Source organism: Nocardioides sp. Z38_18, assembly GCF_058215695.1.
Genome location: NZ_JBZAJE010000002.1, coordinates 79,563 through 95,240 on the forward strand (window position 1 = coordinate 79,563; position 15,678 = coordinate 95,240).

Annotated in this window: 15 protein-coding genes; 10 read left to right on the forward strand and 5 right to left on the reverse strand. The window is 72.4% G+C overall.

Annotated elements, in window-relative coordinates:
* Positions 1-2: 2 nt before the first annotated feature.
* Both AC4BGC_RS11465 and AC4BGC_RS11470 read left to right on the forward strand, forming a co-directional pair.
* Complete coding sequence (locus tag AC4BGC_RS11465; protein ID WP_490555842.1) at positions 3-1,223, forward strand: LCP family protein; 1,221 nt, start codon at positions 3-5, stop codon at positions 1,221-1,223.
* Positions 1,220-2,098 (forward strand): crotonase/enoyl-CoA hydratase family protein, encoded by an 879-nt coding sequence (locus tag AC4BGC_RS11470; RefSeq protein WP_490555843.1) that lies wholly within the window; start codon positions 1,220-1,222, stop codon positions 2,096-2,098. The genes AC4BGC_RS11465 and AC4BGC_RS11470 overlap by 4 nt, the downstream gene beginning before the upstream one ends.
* Before the next feature lie 14 nt (positions 2,099-2,112).
* On the opposite strand, the gene AC4BGC_RS11475 is transcribed toward AC4BGC_RS11470, so the two are convergent.
* From AC4BGC_RS11475 to AC4BGC_RS11485, 3 genes are read right to left on the reverse strand one after another with little or no spacing between them, the layout of a single operon-like run.
* Positions 2,113-2,700 (reverse strand): class III extradiol ring-cleavage dioxygenase family protein, encoded by a 588-nt coding sequence (locus AC4BGC_RS11475; RefSeq protein WP_490555845.1) that lies wholly within the window; start codon positions 2,698-2,700, stop codon positions 2,113-2,115.
* A gap of 10 nt (positions 2,701-2,710) precedes the next feature.
* Positions 2,711-3,574 (reverse strand): dihydropteroate synthase, encoded by an 864-nt coding sequence (gene folP / locus AC4BGC_RS11480; RefSeq protein WP_490555847.1) that lies wholly within the window; start codon positions 3,572-3,574, stop codon positions 2,711-2,713.
* A 26-nt stretch (positions 3,575-3,600) separates the two neighbouring features.
* A complete protein-coding gene (locus tag AC4BGC_RS11485) occupies positions 3,601-4,536 on the reverse strand; it encodes a glucosyl-3-phosphoglycerate synthase (protein ID WP_490555848.1) in 936 nt (311 codons plus the stop codon).
* 69 nt (positions 4,537-4,605) lie between these two features.
* Between AC4BGC_RS11485 and AC4BGC_RS11490 the strand changes: the two genes are divergently transcribed.
* The gene (locus AC4BGC_RS11490) at positions 4,606-5,199 is read left to right on the forward strand and encodes a rhomboid family intramembrane serine protease (protein ID WP_490555849.1); all 594 of its coding nucleotides are present in this window, start codon (positions 4,606-4,608) and stop codon (positions 5,197-5,199) included.
* Here the strand turns inward: AC4BGC_RS11490 and npdG are convergent.
* Positions 5,196-5,876: an NADPH-dependent F420 reductase gene (gene npdG, locus AC4BGC_RS11495; RefSeq protein ID WP_490555851.1), complete on the reverse strand. Its 681-nt coding sequence runs from the start codon at positions 5,874-5,876 to the stop codon at positions 5,196-5,198. The two genes, AC4BGC_RS11490 and npdG, sit on opposite strands and share 4 nt — an antisense overlap.
* 125 nt (positions 5,877-6,001) lie before the next feature.
* Between npdG and AC4BGC_RS11500 the strand changes: the two genes are divergently transcribed.
* From AC4BGC_RS11500 to AC4BGC_RS11525, 6 genes are all read left to right on the forward strand, one after another.
* Positions 6,002-6,868: an SDR family oxidoreductase gene (locus AC4BGC_RS11500; protein WP_490555853.1), complete on the forward strand. Its 867-nt coding sequence runs from the start codon at positions 6,002-6,004 to the stop codon at positions 6,866-6,868.
* Between the two features lie 123 nt (positions 6,869-6,991).
* Positions 6,992-8,281, forward strand: coding sequence for an O-acetylhomoserine aminocarboxypropyltransferase/cysteine synthase family protein (locus AC4BGC_RS11505; protein ID WP_490548341.1), 1,290 nt, complete (start codon positions 6,992-6,994; stop codon positions 8,279-8,281).
* 16 nt (positions 8,282-8,297) lie between these two features.
* Positions 8,298-9,398, forward strand: coding sequence for a homoserine O-acetyltransferase MetX (metX, locus tag AC4BGC_RS11510; protein WP_490555855.1), 1,101 nt, complete (start codon positions 8,298-8,300; stop codon positions 9,396-9,398).
* A 68-nt stretch (positions 9,399-9,466) separates the two neighbouring features.
* Positions 9,467-11,731 carry a glycoside hydrolase family 3 C-terminal domain-containing protein gene (locus tag AC4BGC_RS11515; RefSeq protein WP_490555857.1) on the forward strand — a complete coding sequence of 755 codons (2,265 nt, stop codon included), beginning with the start codon at positions 9,467-9,469 and terminating at the stop codon, positions 11,729-11,731.
* Positions 11,732-11,857: 126 nt separating this feature from the next.
* The gene (locus AC4BGC_RS11520) at positions 11,858-13,315 is read left to right on the forward strand and encodes a DUF222 domain-containing protein (protein WP_490555859.1); all 1,458 of its coding nucleotides are present in this window, start codon (positions 11,858-11,860) and stop codon (positions 13,313-13,315) included.
* Positions 13,316-13,423: 108 nt separating this feature from the next.
* Positions 13,424-14,230, forward strand: a complete 807-nt coding sequence (locus tag AC4BGC_RS11525) for a hypothetical protein (RefSeq protein ID WP_490555860.1) — start codon at positions 13,424-13,426, stop codon at positions 14,228-14,230.
* A 25-nt stretch (positions 14,231-14,255) separates the two neighbouring features.
* On the opposite strand, the gene AC4BGC_RS11530 is transcribed toward AC4BGC_RS11525, so the two are convergent.
* The gene (locus AC4BGC_RS11530) at positions 14,256-15,149 is read right to left on the reverse strand and encodes a MerR family transcriptional regulator (protein WP_490555861.1); all 894 of its coding nucleotides are present in this window, start codon (positions 15,147-15,149) and stop codon (positions 14,256-14,258) included.
* 58 nt (positions 15,150-15,207) lie between these two features.
* Between AC4BGC_RS11530 and AC4BGC_RS11535 the strand changes: the two genes are divergently transcribed.
* Entirely contained in the window at positions 15,208-15,675 is a 468-nt protein-coding gene (locus AC4BGC_RS11535; RefSeq protein WP_490555862.1) for an FHA domain-containing protein, read from the forward strand.
* The last annotated feature ends 3 nt before the right edge of the window (positions 15,676-15,678 follow it).

Below are 15,678 nucleotides of genomic sequence, written 5' to 3' on the forward strand. Positions count from 1 at the left end.
CCATGCCTGAGAGCGGTAGCAGCGGCGGAAGCGACGAGGGGCCCGACTACGGCTGGCTCTACGGCGGGAAGTCCGGCGCCTCCCGGGGCGGGGGCCGCGGCCGGGGCTCCGAGGACCCCGAGCCCACCCAGGTCCTGCCCCAGATCGACCGCCCGCGCCAGCAGGGCCGGTCGAGCCGGCCCGTGCAGCCGAACCAGCCCGTGGCGCCCCCCAGGCGACCCCCGACGGACTCCGGCGCCAAGCCCGCCAAGGGGCGGCGCAGGAGGCCCCCGGTGGGCCGGATCCTGCTGCTCCTCGTGGTGGCGTGGCTGGTGTTCCTGGTCGCCGTGCCGTTCTGGGCGGTCAACAACATCGACAAGGTGGACATCGAGCCCGCGGGCGCCCGCCCGGACTCGCAGCCCGGCACGACGTACCTGCTGGTCGGCTCCGACAGCCGCAAGGGACTCTCCAAGGCCGAGAACAAGCGCCTCGGGACCGGCGGCGTCGACGACCGCGGGCAGCGCACCGACACGATCATGCTGCTGCACACCGGCGACGGTCCGAGCGTGCTGATGTCCATCCCCCGCGACTCGATCGTCTCGATCCCGGGTCGTGGCACCTCCAAGATCAACTCCGCCTTCGCCATCGGCGGTCCCAAGCTGCTGGTGGACACGATCGAGAAGAACACCGGCCTGCACATCGACGACTACGTCGAGATCGGCTTCGGCGGCTTCGTGAACTCGGTCGACGCGGTCGGAGGCATAGAGATCTGCCCGACCAGGCGGATGGTGGACCGGCGCGCCAACCTGCGGATCAAGAAGGGCTGCCAGGACGTGGACGGCGTCACGGCCCTGGGCTACGCGCGCTCGCGCCACGTCAGCCCGTACGGCGACATCGACCGTGCCCGGCACCAGCGCGAGGTGGTCAGCGCGATCGGTTCCGAGATCAAGTCGCCGTGGACGTTCGTCAACCCGTTCCGCTACTTCCGGGTCAACGAGGCCGCCACCTCCTCGCTGCGGATCAGCGAGGGCACCGGCCCGATCTCGCTGGCCAAGTTCGGCCTGGCGATGACGCGGGTCAATGGCACCGACGGCCTCACCTGCGGGATCCCCATCGCCGACCAGCAGGTGCACTGGGACAAGGAGCGCGCGCTGGCGCTGCTGAAGTACATCAAGGAGGACCGCACCGGGGACATCCCGAAGCGCCTCTGCACCCCGACCGGACTGCCTGGAGTGAGCAAATGACCGACGACGTGACCTACGAGACGCTGAGCTGGACCCTGGACGAGGACGGTGTGGGCACGCTCACGCTCAACCGGCCGGACGCGCTGAACTCCTTCACGGTGACGATGGCCCGTGAGCTGGAGCACTTCTTCCGCAACGAGGCCATGCGCGACGAGGTCCGCGCGGTCGTGGTCACCGGGGCCGGCCGGGCGTTCTGCGCCGGGATGGACCTCTCCGCGGAGGGCAACGTGTTCGGGCTCGACGACACTCTCTCCCCCACGCCGGCCGACCTGCGCGACCGGCTCGAGGAGCCCGAGATCAACGACGGCGTGCGCGACACCGGCGGCAAGGTCACGCTGGCCATCCACGAGCTGCCCAAGCCGGTGATCGCCGCGATCAACGGCGCAGCCGTGGGCATCGGCGCGACGATGACGCTCGCGATGGACATCCGGATGGCCTCCACCAAGGCCCGGATCGGGTTCGTGTTCGGCCGCCTCGGCATCGTCCCGGAGGCGGCGTCCTCGTGGTTCCTGCCGCGCATCGTGGGTATCCAGCAGGCGCTGGAGTGGGTCTACTCCGCGGAGATCCTCACCGCGGAGCAGGCGTACGCCGGCCGGCTGCTGCGCTCGGTGCACGAGCCCGAGGACCTGCTCGACGCAGCGCAGGAGCTGGCGCGCAGCTTCGTGGTGAACCGCTCCCCGGTCGCCCTGGGGCTGGCCAAGCAGCTGCTCTACCGCAACGGCGCGGTGGACCACCCGCTCGAGGCCCACCGCGCCGACAGCCTGGCGATGTTCCACACCAGCGTCGCCGACGGCAAGGAGGGTGTGGCCGCGTTCCGCGAGAAGCGCGACCCCCAGTTCACCGGGAAGGCCAGCGAGCTCCCCCCGATCTTCTAAAGCCGGTCTTCTGATCAGGTGAGGTCCCAGCGGGCGACCCACCAGGCGACGCCGTAGGGCGCGTCCGCGTAGACCACCTCGGCGAGGACCCGGCGACCCCGGGACACCTCGCCGAGCACGCGCAGCCCGGCGACACCCTCGCACCAGAGCTCGGCTCCCACCTCGAGGTCCAGCGCCGCCAGCGCCTCGGCGTCACCGGAGCGCAGCGCCTCCTCGACGTGATCGTCGAAGGGGATCGCGCCTGGATGCAGGTGTCCCGGCGCCTTCTCGCCGCGACGGGCCGAGCCGTCGGCCATCACCACCAGCGTCGTCGGCTCCGGGCGCTCCGCCAGGGCGGTAGCCGCGCCGGGCGAGGCCAGCACGGCCTCGAACGGGCGGTCCCCCAGGAGGTGGGCGGCGACCCGGTGGCCCAGGGGCTCGGTGATCCCGCGGGCGGCGTTGGCCGGGGTCACGGGCTCGGCGAGCACGACGACCGGCTGGTCCTCGGGGAGCTCGGAGACGGCGAGCGCGCAGGCCTCGCGCAGCTCGGCGACGGGGTCGACGACCGAGCGGGGGGCCAGCAGCGCCGGCGGGCTGGGCAGCACCAGCACGGTCCGGATCACGCCCATCTCCTCACGCCAGGCCCCTGATCGTGCGCGCCGGCGGACGGCGGCCGGCGATGACGTCGACCATGTCCACCACCTGACGGGTCTCGGCGACCTCGTGCACCCGGAAGATCCTCGCTCCGTGCCAGGCGGCGATCGCCGTGGCCGCGAGGGTGCCGGTGAGCCGCTGGTCCACCGGCAGGTCGAGGGACTCGCCCACGAAGTCCTTGTTCGACAGCGACACCAGCACCGGCCAGCCGGTCGCCACCATCGCGTCCAGGCGCCGGGTCAGCTCGAGCGAGTCGTGGGTGGTCTTGCCGAAGTCGTGGGCGGGGTCGATCACGACGCTGCTCGGGTCCACCCCCGCGGCGACCGCCCGCTCGGCGTACGACGTGGTGTCGGCGATCGCGCTGGCCACCACGTCGGCGTACTCGATCCGGTGCGGGCGGGTCCGCGGCACCACCCCGCCGGTGTGCGTGCAGACCAGCCCCACGTCGTACTCGGCGGCCACGTCGACCAGCTCGGGGTCCGCACCGCCCCAGGCGTCGTTGAGCAGGTCGGCGCCCGCGCGGCACACGGCCCGCCCCACGGAGGCCCGCCACGTGTCGACGCTGATCACCACGTCGGGGTGAGCGATGCGCACCCGCTCCACGAACGGCACCGTGCGCCGCATCTCCTCCTCGGCGTCGATCTCCTCGCCGGGCGCGGCCTTGATCCCGCCGATGTCGACGATCTCGGCACCGAGGTCGACCACCTGCCCGACGCGGTCGAAGGCACGGTCCTCCGACCAGGTCGCGCCCTTGTCGTAGAAGGAGTCCGGGGTGCGGTTGACGATCGCCATCATCAGTCGCCGGTCGTCGGCGAAGGACTGCCGGCCGAGACGGAGCGTCATGCCCCGAATCCTCCCACCCGCCCCGATCAGCCCGGCGGCAGGAGGCCTGCCGCCGGTGGGCGCTCCACCAGGGTGACCTCGCGGCGCACGGTGTCGATCTCGTCGCCGGCCTTGCGCGGGTGGACGAAAGGGACCTGCTCCGGCGCCGCCCCGGTCGAGCGACGGCTCGACGCCGCGATGATCTGCACCGCCATGCTGCCGAGGTCGCCCAGCGACTGGTGCCGGTGCGCCCGCCGGCCGAGGTCCACCTGGGCGATCGCGCCGGGCCCGAGCAGGCGGGCGGTGTCGATGAGCGCCGCGAGCTCCACGGCGTACCCCGTGGGGACCTGGAGCTGCGCGAACACCTCGCGGCGCACGGCCCACTCCCCCGCCAGGGGCTGGACCAGCCAGGCGAGCTCGGGCCACTCCAGCGCGATCAGCGGGCGCGCGACCAGCTCGGTGACGCGGCCGCCCTCCAGGGACGCGACGCCGGCGGCGTCGTCGCCCTCGGTGCGCTCGTAGAAGCCCTTCACCAGCGCGACCCCGTCGCCGTCGAGCAGCGGCCCGAGCAGGCCCGGGACGAAGTGGGTGTCCCAGTCGAGCAGGTCGGCGTCCATGAACACGATCAGGTCGCCGCGGGTGACGAACAGCGACTTCCACATCGCCTCGCCCTTGCCGGGGTGGGTGCCGAGGTCGGGCCGGATCTCGCTGGAGCGGTGTACGACGGCACCCGCGTCCGTGGCCACGGCGAACGTGTCGTCGGTGGAGTCGGAGTCGATCACCACGATCTCGTCGAGCAGCGCCGTGGTCTCGAGCAGCGCCTCGCGGACCCGGCCCACCACGGCGCCGACCGTGGCCGCCTCGTTGCGCGCCGGGACCACCAGGCTGACCGTCTGCCCGGACTCCCGCTTGCGCCGCAGCAGCAGGTCGAGGTCCCAGTCCTGCCAGCGGTGGGTGCGGTCGCCGTACGAGGGATGGCTCATCGATGGCCAACCTAGTCTCCGGCGCGAAGCGCCCCGCGACCGCAACCAGGGCCTTGGCACGATGGCCCCATGTCTTACGGTCTGGACCGACGCGAGGAGCGCTGGGCCCACCGGCTCCCCGGGGCCTTCGGGATGGTGGCGGTGACGCTGTTCGTGCTGTGGGCGCTCGAGCTCGTCGACGCCGGCATGGACGGGCGCCTGGACGCCTACGGCATCCGGCCCCGCAGCGTCGAGGGCCTCGAGGGCATCCCGCTCGCGCCGTTCCTGCACGCGGGGTTCGGGCACCTGCTCTCGAACTCGCTGGTGTTCGCGGTGCTCGGGGTGGTCGCCTACGCCTCGGTGACCCTGGGCCGGTTCGTCGCGGTGATCGTGATCACCGCGCTGACCAGCGGCCTCGGCGCCTGGCTCCTGGGCAGCCCGGGAACGGTCGTGATCGGCGCCAGCGGGGTGATCTTCGGCCTGCTGGGGTTCCTGCTCCTGCGCGGCCTGGCCGAGCGCAGCCCCGGCGCGATCACGGTGAGCATCATGATGCTGCTCGTCTACGGCGGCACGATCACCGGTGTCCTGCCCGGACAGCCGTTCGTGTCCTGGCAGGCGCACCTGTTCGGGTTCCTCGGCGGGGCCTGGGCGGCGTTCCTGCTCCGGCGTACGCCGAACCGCTAGATGTCGGTGATCCTGATGCCGGCGTGCGCCTTGTAGCGCCGGTTCACACTGATCAGGTTGGCGGTCAGGGACTCCACCTGGTGGGCGTTGCGCAGCCGGCCGCCGTAGATCCCACGGACGCCCGGGATCGTCCCGGCCAGGTCCTGCACCAGGTCGCAGGCCTCGCGGTCCTCCCCCTCGCCCAGCACCAGGACGTCGGTGTCCACCTCGGTGAGCTCCGGGTCCTCGAGCTTGACCGCGGAGACGTTGTGGAAGGCACCGATCACGGTGGAGTCGGGCAGCAGCGCAGCTGCCTGCTCGGCGGCCGACCCCTCCTCGACCTCGAGCACGTAGGCGCCCCTCTTGTCGAAGCCCAGCGGGTTCACGCAGTCGACCACGATCTTGCCCGCGAGCTCCCCCGCGAGACTGCGCAGCAGGTCGCCGTGCCCGTCCCACGGCACCGCCACCACGACGATGTCGCCGGCCGTCGCGGCACCCGCGTTGTCGGCGCCGGTCACGGTGCCCCCGGTGGCCTCGGCCAGCGTGGCTGCGGCCTCCTCGGCGCGCTCGGCGCTGCGGCTGCCGAGCACCACCGGCAACCCTGCCGCGGCGAAGCGACGGGCCAGGCCGCGCCCCTGCGGGCCGGTGCCGCCCAGCACGGCGACGGTCTTGTCGTTCAGGGACTCGGGCAGGCTCATCTGGGTCTCCTCGGGGTCGCCTCAGGGGTGGCCTGCCATCCAACACCGCGCCCCCAGGGGCGCGGCGAGGGGGTCGGGTCGTGGACGCCTCTCCCACGGCACGATGCCGTGCCTACTCTGGACCGATGAGCGCCGTCCTGCCTCCCCTCGCCGTCACCGGTTCCACCGGCGCGCTCGGCAGCCGGGTGGCCCGCCGCCTGGCCGGGGCCGGCGTCGAGACCCGCCTGCTGGCCCGTGACCCGGCGCGCGTCCCCGACCTCGACGGTGCCGTCGCCGTGGAGTTCGTGGGCTACCGCGACCGGGACAGTTCCGCTGCCGCCCTTGCCGGCGTGGACACCTTGTTCATGGTCTCGGCGTCCGAGAGCGCGGACCGACTCGAGGAGCACCGGACCTTCGTGGACGCGGCCGCCCAGGCCGGCGTACGCCGGATCGTCTACACCTCGTTCTTCGGCGCCGCCGCCGACTGCACGTTCACGCTGGGCCGCGACCACTACGCCACCGAGCAGCACGTCCGGTCGAGCGGGATGGAGTGGACGTTCCTGCGGGACAACTTCTACCTCGACTTCCTGCCCGACATCGTCGGGGAGGACGGCGTGATCCGCGGTCCCGCCGGGGACGGGCTCCTCTCCGCGGTGAGCCGCGACGACGTGGCGGCCTGTGCCGCGGCGGTGCTGCGCGACCCCGGTGCGCACACGGGGGCCACCTACGACCTCACCGGTCCCGAGGCGCTGTCGATGGACTCGGTCGCGCAGGTGCTTTCCGAGGGGCTCGGCCGGGAGGTGCGCTACCACGACGAGACCGTCGAGGAGGCCTACGAGTCGCGCCGGCGCTGGCCCGCTCCCGACTGGCAGTACGACGCGTGGGTGAGCACGTACACCGCGATCGCCGCCGGGGAGGTCGCCGCGCTCAGCGACGACGTCGCGCGGCTCACCGGGCGGCCGCCGCTCTCGCTCCGTGACCTGCTGGGCCCGTCCAGAGTGAGCCCAAAGTGAGCCCGGAGTGAGCCGGAGTGAGCCCGCGTCCCGGGGATGGGACGATCGTCTCGACAGGCGGTCATCCATAGTCTAGTTGTTTGGTGCTTTTATGCTGATCGCGACCCACACCGAGGAGACCCGATGACCTACCGCCCCGAGACCCTGACCGTCCACGCCGGACAGGAGGAGCCCGACTCCGCGACCAACGCGCGAGCGGTGCCGATCTACCAGACGACCTCCTACGTCTTCAACGACACCGAGCACGCCGCGAACCTGTTCGCGCTCGCCGAGCCCGGCAACATCTACACCCGGATCATGAACCCGACGCAGTCGGTCTTCGAGGAGCGGATCACCCAGCTCGAGGGCGGTGTGGGTGCGCTCGCGACCGCCTCCGGCTCCGCCGCCACGACGTACGCCGTGCAGAACCTCACCTACGCCGGCGACAACATCGTCGCGATCTCCACGCTCTACGGCGGCACCTACGCGCTGTTCGCGCACACGCTGCCCCAGTTCGGGATCGAGGTCCGCTTCGTCGACCCGACCAAGCCCGAGGAGCTGGCCCAGCACGTCGACGAGAAGACCAAGCTCGTCTTCGCCGAGACGGTCGGCAACCCGAAGATCAACGTCGTCGACATCCGCGCCTGGGCCGACGCCGCGCACGCCGCGGGCCTGCCCCTGATCGTGGACAACACGGCGCCGACGCCCTTCCTGTGCCGCCCGTTCGACCTCGGTGCCGACGTCGTCGTGCACTCCGCCACCAAGTACATCGGCGGCCACGGCACCTCGGTCGGCGGTGTCATCGTCGACTCCGGCAAGTTCGACTGGGCCGCCCACGCCGACCGCTTCCCCGGCCTGACCCAGCCCGACGCCGCCTACCACGGCGTGGTGTGGACCGAGGCCGCCGCGGAGATGGCCTTCATCATCCGCGCCCGCACCGTCCTCCTGCGCAACACCGGCGCTGCCATCGCCCCGCTGAACTCCTGGCTGTTCCTCCAGGGCCTGGAGACGCTGCACCTGCGGATGGAGCGGCACAGCTCGAACGCGCTCGCCGTCGCCCAGTTCCTCCAGGGCCACGAGCTCGTCTCCTGGGTCAGCTACCCGGGCCTGCCGGACTCCGAGCACAAGGAGGTCGCCGACCGCACCTTCATCGAGGGCCGGGGCTACGGCGGCCTGGTCAGCTTCGGGGTGAAGTCCGGCCGCGACGGCGGCAAGCGGTTCGTGGAGGCGCTGAAGCTGTTCAGCCACCTCGCCAACATCGGTGACGCGAAGTCGCTGGCGATCCACAACGCCACCACCACCCACTCCCAGCTGACCCCCGAGGAGCTCGACAACGCGGGCGTCCCCGAGGACCTGGTGCGGCTCTCCATCGGCATCGAGCACATCGAGGACCTGATCGCCGACCTCGACCAGGCACTGACCGCTGCCAAGTGAGCACCACGGTGAGCAAGTGCCACTCGGCCTGGTGAGCACCCAGCGGGTCGTCCTGTACGACGAGGACGACCCGCTGGTGCTCTCCGACGGTTCCTCCCTGGGCCCGGTCGAGGTGGCCTACGAGACCTACGGGGTCCTGAACGCGGCCCGCGACAACGCCGTGTTCGTGTGCCATGCCCTGACCGGCGACGCCCATGCCGCCGGGCACCACGGGGACCCCGCGCGACCGGGCTGGTGGGACAGCCTGATCGGACCGGGCCGTCCCCTGGACACCGACCGGTTCTTCGTGATCTCCCCCAACCTGCTCGGCGGCTGCCGCGGCACCACCGGGCCGAGCTCGATCGACCCCGCGACCGGCCGGGCCTACGGGATGGACTTCCCGCTGTTCTCGATGTCGGACCTCGTCACCGTGCACCGGCGACTGCTCCGGCACCTCGGCATCGACCACCTGTTCGCCGCGATCGGCGGCTCGCTGGGCGGGATGCAGGTGCTGCAGTGGACGATCGACGCCCCAGGGCAGATCGACCGGGCCGTGCTGGTCGCGGCCTCCTCCCAGCTCTCCGCGCAGAACATCGCCTTCTCGGCCGTGGCGCGGACCGCGATCCTCTCCGACCCCGACTTCCACGGCGGGCAGTACGCCGCCGCCGGGACCCGCCCCGCCGCGGGGCTCTCGGTGGCCCGGATGATGGCGCACATCACCTACGTCTCCGAGCAGCTGCTCGACGAGAAGTTCGGCCGGGAGCGCCGCGACGACGGTCCGCCGCGGATCGGCACCGACTTCCAGGTGGAGTCCTACCTCGACTACCAGGCCCGCGCGTTCCTGGAGCGGTTCGACGCGCTGTCCTACCTCTACCTGAGCCGGGTGATGGACTACTTCGACCCGTTCGCCGACCCGACTGCGGCCGAGCAGGCGGCGGCGTACGGGACCCGGTTCCTGGCGATCTCCTTCGACACCGACTGGCGCTTCCCGACGCACCACTCGGTCCGGCTGCACGAGCAGCTGGCCGCCGCGGGGGCCGAGAGCCGGCACGTCGAGATCGCGTCGGTGTGGGGGCACGACTCGTTCCTGCTGCGCCCGCCCGGCTACCACGAGCAGGTCGCCGACTTCCTCGCCTGAGGTGTCCAGGCCGTGCGGGAGCGGCTAGCGTCGAAGCCAGACGCACTCACCCGCGAACGGAGTCCTTCGTGCCCGGTCTGGACCCTGCAGCCCTCGTCGAGCAGCTGACGCCGGAGGAGAAGGTCGCGCTCACGATGGGCGCCGACTTCTGGCACACCGCGGCGGTCCCACGCCTCGAGGTCCCCCGGGTGATGGTCGCCGACGGGCCGCACGGGCTGCGGATGCAGCCGCGGGAGTCCGACCACGTCGGGATCGGCGGCAGCCTCCCCGCCACCTGCTTCCCCACCGCGAGCGGGCTCGCCAGCTCGTGGAACCGCGACCTGCTCGCCGAGGTCGGTGCCGCACTGGCCCAGGAGGCGCGGGTGCAGGGCGTCTCGGTGATCCTCGGACCGGGGATCAACATCAAGCGCTCACCGCTGTGCGGGCGCAACTTCGAGTACTTCTCCGAGGACCCCCACCTCGCCGGCGAGCTCGCGCTCGCCCTGGTCTCCGCGATCCAGGAGCAGGGCATCGGCACCTCGCTGAAGCACTTCGCGGCCAACAACCAGGAGGACGACCGGCTGCGGGTCAGCGCGGAGGTCGACGAGCGGACCCTGCGCGAGATCTACCTGCCGGCCTTCGAGCGGGTGGTCACCGGTGCCCAGCCCTGGACGGTGATGTGCGCCTACAACAAGGTCAACGGCACCTACGCCTCCGAGCACCACTGGCTGCTCACTGAGGTGCTCCGCGAGGAGTGGGGGTTCGAGGGCCTGGTCGTCTCCGACTGGGGCGCGGTCCACGACCGGGTCACCGCGCTCGCCGCCGGGCTCGACCTCGAGATGCCGCCGGACAAGGGCCGCAGCGACGTCGCGCTGCTGGCCGCCCTGGCCTCCGGCGAGCTGGCCCCGGAGGTCCTCGACCTCGCCGTGCACCGGGTGCTCGGGCTGGTGGAGAAGGCGACCCCGGTCCTGGAGGCGACACCGCCCGAGCCGGCGTACGACGAGCACCACCGGCTCGCCCGCCGTGCCGCCACCGAGTCCGCGGTGCTGCTCCGCAACGACGGCGTGCTCCCGCTGTCGCTGACCGACGGGCAGACCCTCGCCGTGATCGGCGCGTTCGCCACCTCGCCCCGCTACCAGGGCGCCGGCAGCTCCCAGGTGAACCCGACCTCGGTCGACGTGCCGCTCGAGGAGCTCACGGCGCTCCTGGCCACCGGCGTCGAGGTGGTCCACTCCCCCGGCTTCACCTTGGGAGAGGACGACGGGATCGACGCCGCCCTGCTCGAGGAGGCCCGCGACCTCGCCCGTCGAGCCGACGCCGTGGTGCTGTTCCTCGGGCTGCCCGACGCGGCCGAGTCCGAGGGCTTCGACCGCACCCACCTGGAGCTGCCCGGCAACCAGCTCGCCGTGCTGGAGACCGTGGCCCAGGTGAGCCACGAGGTCGCGGTCGTGCTCGCCAACGGGTCCGTCGTACGCACCTCGGCCTGGGAGGACCGGGTCGGGGCCGTCCTGGAGTGCTGGCTCGGCGGCCAGGCCGCGGGCGGCGCCGTCGCCGACCTGCTCACCGGGGCCGCGAACCCGTCCGGCAAGCTCGCCGAGACGATCCCGCAGCGGCTGGAGGACAACCCGTCGTACCTGAACTTCCCCGGTGACTCCCGTCAGGTGCGGTACGGCGAGGGACTCTTCGTCGGCTACCGGTCCTACGACGCCCTCGGGCTCGAGGTCAGCCACCCGTTCGGCTTCGGCCTGTCCTACACCACGTTCGAGGTCGCGCCGCCCGAGGTCGAGGTCACCGGGTCCGTGGAGGACGAGGACCTCAGGGTGCGGCTCACTGTTCGGGTCACCAACACCGGGAAGCGCGCGGGCGCGGAGGTGGTGCAGGTCTACGTCTCCGACGCCGAGTCCAGCGTGCGCCGCCCGGACCGCGAGCTGAAGGGCTTCGCCAAGGTCGGCCTGGAGCCCGGGGAGTCGGACGAGGTCACCATCGAGCTGGACACCCGCGCGTTCTCGTTCTGGTCCACGCTGCTGGGCCGCTGGGTCGTCGAGGCGGGCGAGTTCGGGCTGCACGTCGGCACCTCCTCGCGGGACCTCCCCCACCGCTTCGTGCTGGCGCTGGACGCACCGCGCATCGCCGCACCGCTCGACCGGGACTCCACGCTGCACGAGTGGCTCGACGACGACCGCGGCCGCGCGGTCCTGCTCGACGCGATGGGCGACGGCCCGGCCGGCGACGTCCTCGCCGACCCCGCGATGATCCAGGTCGTCGGCACCATGCCCCTGTCCACCCTCGCCGGCTTCGGCATGGGCGGCCTCGACCACGACCTCCTCGACGACCTGGTCTCCCGCCTGGGCTAGCCCCAAGGTGGTCGAGCAGAAACGACCCAAGGTGGTCGAGCAGCGAACGAAGTGAGCGAACAGCCGAGACCACACGGGGCAACCCAACCGCCGAGAACTGTCAGTGCTCGGTGATGGCATTCACGCATGGCCGAGACCGCGGACCTCTCCCAGCGTGACCTCCTCGACGAGGTGGACACGCTGCGGCTGCGGCAGCGCCGGACCAGCGCGGAGCTGTTGCTGCTCGTCGCTGAGTTCGCGCGCCAGCACGGCGAGGGCACCGTCGACCCGGTCCGGGCGACGCTCCCCGGCCGGGAGCGGGCGGTACGGCTCGGCGGCGAGGGGACTCCGCTGGTGGCGGAGTTCGCTCCGGCGGTGCTGGCCGGGCGGTTGCAGCTCTCCGCCCACGCCGGCTCCCGGATGGTGGCCGACGTCCTCGATCTCGAGCACCGGCTCCCGCTGCACTGGGCCGGGGTGCAGACACTGGCGATCGACGAGCAGCACGCCCGGTTCGTGGCCCGTAAGACACGCACCCTGACCCCGGAGGAGGCGGCCTGCGTCGACGCCCGGGTGGCGCCGTACGCCGACGGGCGGCTGTCGTGGAGCCGGTTCGAGACCCTGGTCGAGGCCGCGATCGTGGCTGCGGATCCCGAGACCGCAGCGGCCCGCGAGCTCGCCGCCGCCCGGGAGAGGTTCGCGCGGACCACCCACTCCACCGAGCACGGGATGCGCGGCTTCTTCGTCCGGGCCGACTTCGCCACCATCGCCCGGATCGACGCCACGGTCGCCTACCTGGCCCAGGCCCTGCTCACCATGGGCGACGACTCGTCCCTGGACGAGCGCCGGGTCAAGGCGGTGCTGATCCTGGCCAACCCGGCCCAGGCGGTCCGGATCCTCGCCGGCTACGCCCGGGTGCGCGACCAGCTCCACGCCCGTGCGGACGCCGCCGCGGACGGGCTGGAACCGGAGCCGTTCGACCCTGCGGTCGTGCCCGCGGACCTCCTCGACGAGCGGCAGCTGCTCCCGGCGGTGTGGCTGTTCGTCCACCTCGCCGCCCAAGGCACCGACACGGCCACCCCGACCGGGCACCTCGGGCCGGTCGCGCGGGTCGAGGGCAGCGACCCGGTCACCGCCGACTGGGTCCGCCGCCACCTCGGCGAACGCTGCCGGTTCAAGGTCACCCCGGTCCTGGACCCGCTCGACCAGGTCCCGGTCGATGCCTGGGAGATCCCGCAGCGACATCGTCAGGCCGTGCATCTGCTGACGCCGGCCGACACCTTCCCCTACGCGAGCAACACCACTCGCGACATGCAGATCGACCACACCATCGCCTGGTCCCGGCAGCGCGCCGCGGACGGCGAGCAGCAGTCACGCGTCGGGAACTACGGCCCCATGATCGGCTTCCACCACCGGATCAAGACCCACGGCGGGTGGAGCGTGCGACAACCCCGCCCCGGCGTCTACGAGTGGCGCGACCCCCACGGAGCCCGCTACCTCGTCGACCACACCGGCACCCACCGCGTGCACCGGCGCACCCCCACCACACCAACCCGATACGACTCACCGCTGGAGGAGCGCCTCACCGCGCTGGCCCTCGCCTCCTGAGCCCGGGCGGCGCCCGACCAGCGCCCGAGCGCGCCGGGAGCACGCTGCACGCCCGGAACGTAGGCTCGGGCGTGCCAGCACCCCTGATCCGTACGGCCAGGAGGCCCCGTGTCCCGCGCAGCAACCCGATTCCGGACGATCCTGCCCAGCTCGGGTCGCGCCGCACTCGGTGCCACCATCGCCGGCGGCCTGGTCTCCGGGCTGGCGTCGGCTCCCGACCGGGTCACCCGGCTCCTGCGGCGCCGCTTCCCCACGGTGGCCGTGACCGGGATGACCGGGGTCGGCAAGACCCAGCTCGCCGACCGGCTCTCGCGGCGCACGGCCGGTGAGGGCACGGCGGAGGTCGGCTCCGCGGTGATGGAGCGCCGTACCCGCCGCTCCCCCAGGCTCCAGGGCTTCCGCTTCCTGGTCGTGCCCGGAGACAACGCGGCGACCCGGCTCAGCGCCCTCGACGAGGTGTTCCACGACGAGCCGGTCGACGGGGTGATCCACGTGGTCGCGAACGGCTACGCCACTCCACGGCGTACGGCGGGCACCACCGGCGCGGCGACCGCGACCCGCGAGCAGCAGCTCGCCGCGGAGCTCGAGGACTGGGCGATCACCGCCCACCGCATCGCCTCGATGGCCGTACGCCGGGACAAGCCCGTGTGGCTGGTCATCGCCGTGACCAAGACCGACCTCTACGCCGACGAGCTCGACGACGTCGTGCGCTACTACTCACCGGGCAGCGGGTCACCGTTCGGCGACAAGGTCGACGAGCTGCGGGCGCTGGCCGGCGGTGCGAAGCTCTCCGTCGACGTGCTCCCGGTGTGCAGCGTCGGCGGCGACCGGAAGTCTGCGGTCCCGTCCAAGCGGGCCAACGCGATGATCGACGCGCTCGCGGCCCGGCTGGACCAGCTCAGCGGCCACGCGTGAGCGCGGGGCGTGAGTCCACGCCCGCTCAGTCACCTGCCCGGTCCACGTAGGCCACCATCCGGTTGAACAGCGCCGTGACCGCGGCGAGGTCGGGCGTGTGCGGGTGGGCGCCCTGCTCGCCCGCGCCCGCGGTGGCGGCGAGCGCTCCCGAGGTCGGGGGTGCGCCGTACTGCTCGGCCACGGAGGCGCACACCCGGGCGGCGTCGTGGACCGCCGCACCGTCCACGGTCCACATGCTCTCGAAGAGCCGGAGCCGGTCGGGGACGTCGTACTGCCCGGGGAGCTCCCAGGCCGTGAGCGCCACGGGGAGGTCCAGCGCGTCGCACACCACCACCCACTCGCGCCGCATCGGCGCGTTCGGCGGCAGGGCGACCTCAGATGGCGCGGCCTCCACCTCCGGGTCGGTGAAGTCGGCGAAGACCGTGACGCCCGCGGAGACGCGTGCCAGCTCGGTCCAGCGAGGCTGCGCCGCGCGGTAGTAGCGCTCCTCCTGGAAGGACCCGTAGATCGCGGCCCGGTCGGCCTTGGCGCAGAACTCGTCCTCGATCGCCGAGGACAACGCGTCCAGCGTGGCCTTCTTCAGCCGGTGCACGCCGAGGTGGGGGTAACGCCGGCGCAGCAGCGCGAACACCGAGGGCGCCACCGGCACCGCGTCCTGCATCGCGTGCGCGATGGCCTGCTCGAGCCGGGTGCCGGCGTCCTGGTGCCGCAGCACGGCCCGGATGGTGGCGACGTCCTCCTCCCGGTACCGGCGGTGACCGCTGGCGAGCCGGCGCGGGACAGGGAACCCGTGCCTGGTCTCCCACATCCGCAGCGTCGCCGGGGCGACCCCGGTGCGCTCGGAGAGCTCCCCGATGGACAGGCTCCCGGCGCCGTCCACGGCTGGGTCGACTTGCGCATCGGTTTGCATCGAGTTCATAGTGTGATGATAAACCTCAACACCTTGTTGAGGTCAATGTCGAGGATTGGAGCCGGCCATGTCCACCGACCGCTGGGTCCCCCGAGCCGGGGCCACCACCACGCACGCCCACGAACGCGCCGGGCGTCCACGACTGATGCTCAAGCTCGAGGACCGCTGGGAAGGTCAGCAGCAACCGGTGTACTGGCTCGACCACCCGATGGTGCTGATCGGCTCCAACGAGATCTGCGACATCGTGCTGCCCGGCATCGAGCACGTGCACACGATGGTCTTCAACGACGACGACGACGAGTACGTGCTCAGCAACTGCGGACCCCTGGTCCGGGTCCACGGCGCCCCCGTCGCGACCTCGGCGATCCTGCGCACCGGCGCCCGCGTCGACATCGGAGAGCACTGTCTCGCCTTCTTCCGCGAGGAGTACGCCGACCACGGCCGTCCCTTCGGAGGCCGCATCGGCGGCGAGTTCGGCCACCAGTACGCCCAGCCCCCGCGCAGCGCCATCCAGGCGAACCAGCGCGACCGGTGAGGT

Coding starts and splice junctions, on each gene's coding strand:
- folP (WP_490555847.1), bottom strand. CDS start 3,574: ATGACGCTCCGTCTCGGCCGGCAGTCCTTCGCCGACGACCGGCGACTG.
- AC4BGC_RS11465 (WP_490555842.1), top strand. CDS start 3: ATGCCTGAGAGCGGTAGCAGCGGCGGAAGCGACGAGGGGCCCGACTAC.
- AC4BGC_RS11530 (WP_490555861.1), bottom strand. CDS start 15,149: ATGAACTCGATGCAAACCGATGCGCAAGTCGACCCAGCCGTGGACGGC.
- AC4BGC_RS11520 (WP_490555859.1), top strand. CDS start 11,858: ATGGCCGAGACCGCGGACCTCTCCCAGCGTGACCTCCTCGACGAGGTG.
- npdG (WP_490555851.1), bottom strand. CDS start 5,876: ATGAGCCTGCCCGAGTCCCTGAACGACAAGACCGTCGCCGTGCTGGGC.
- AC4BGC_RS11485 (WP_490555848.1), bottom strand. CDS start 4,536: ATGAGCCATCCCTCGTACGGCGACCGCACCCACCGCTGGCAGGACTGG.
- AC4BGC_RS11470 (WP_490555843.1), top strand. CDS start 1,220: ATGACCGACGACGTGACCTACGAGACGCTGAGCTGGACCCTGGACGAG.
- AC4BGC_RS11535 (WP_490555862.1), top strand. CDS start 15,208: ATGTCCACCGACCGCTGGGTCCCCCGAGCCGGGGCCACCACCACGCAC.
- AC4BGC_RS11505 (WP_490548341.1), top strand. CDS start 6,992: ATGACCTACCGCCCCGAGACCCTGACCGTCCACGCCGGACAGGAGGAG.
- AC4BGC_RS11500 (WP_490555853.1), top strand. CDS start 6,002: ATGAGCGCCGTCCTGCCTCCCCTCGCCGTCACCGGTTCCACCGGCGCG.
- AC4BGC_RS11490 (WP_490555849.1), top strand. CDS start 4,606: ATGTCTTACGGTCTGGACCGACGCGAGGAGCGCTGGGCCCACCGGCTC.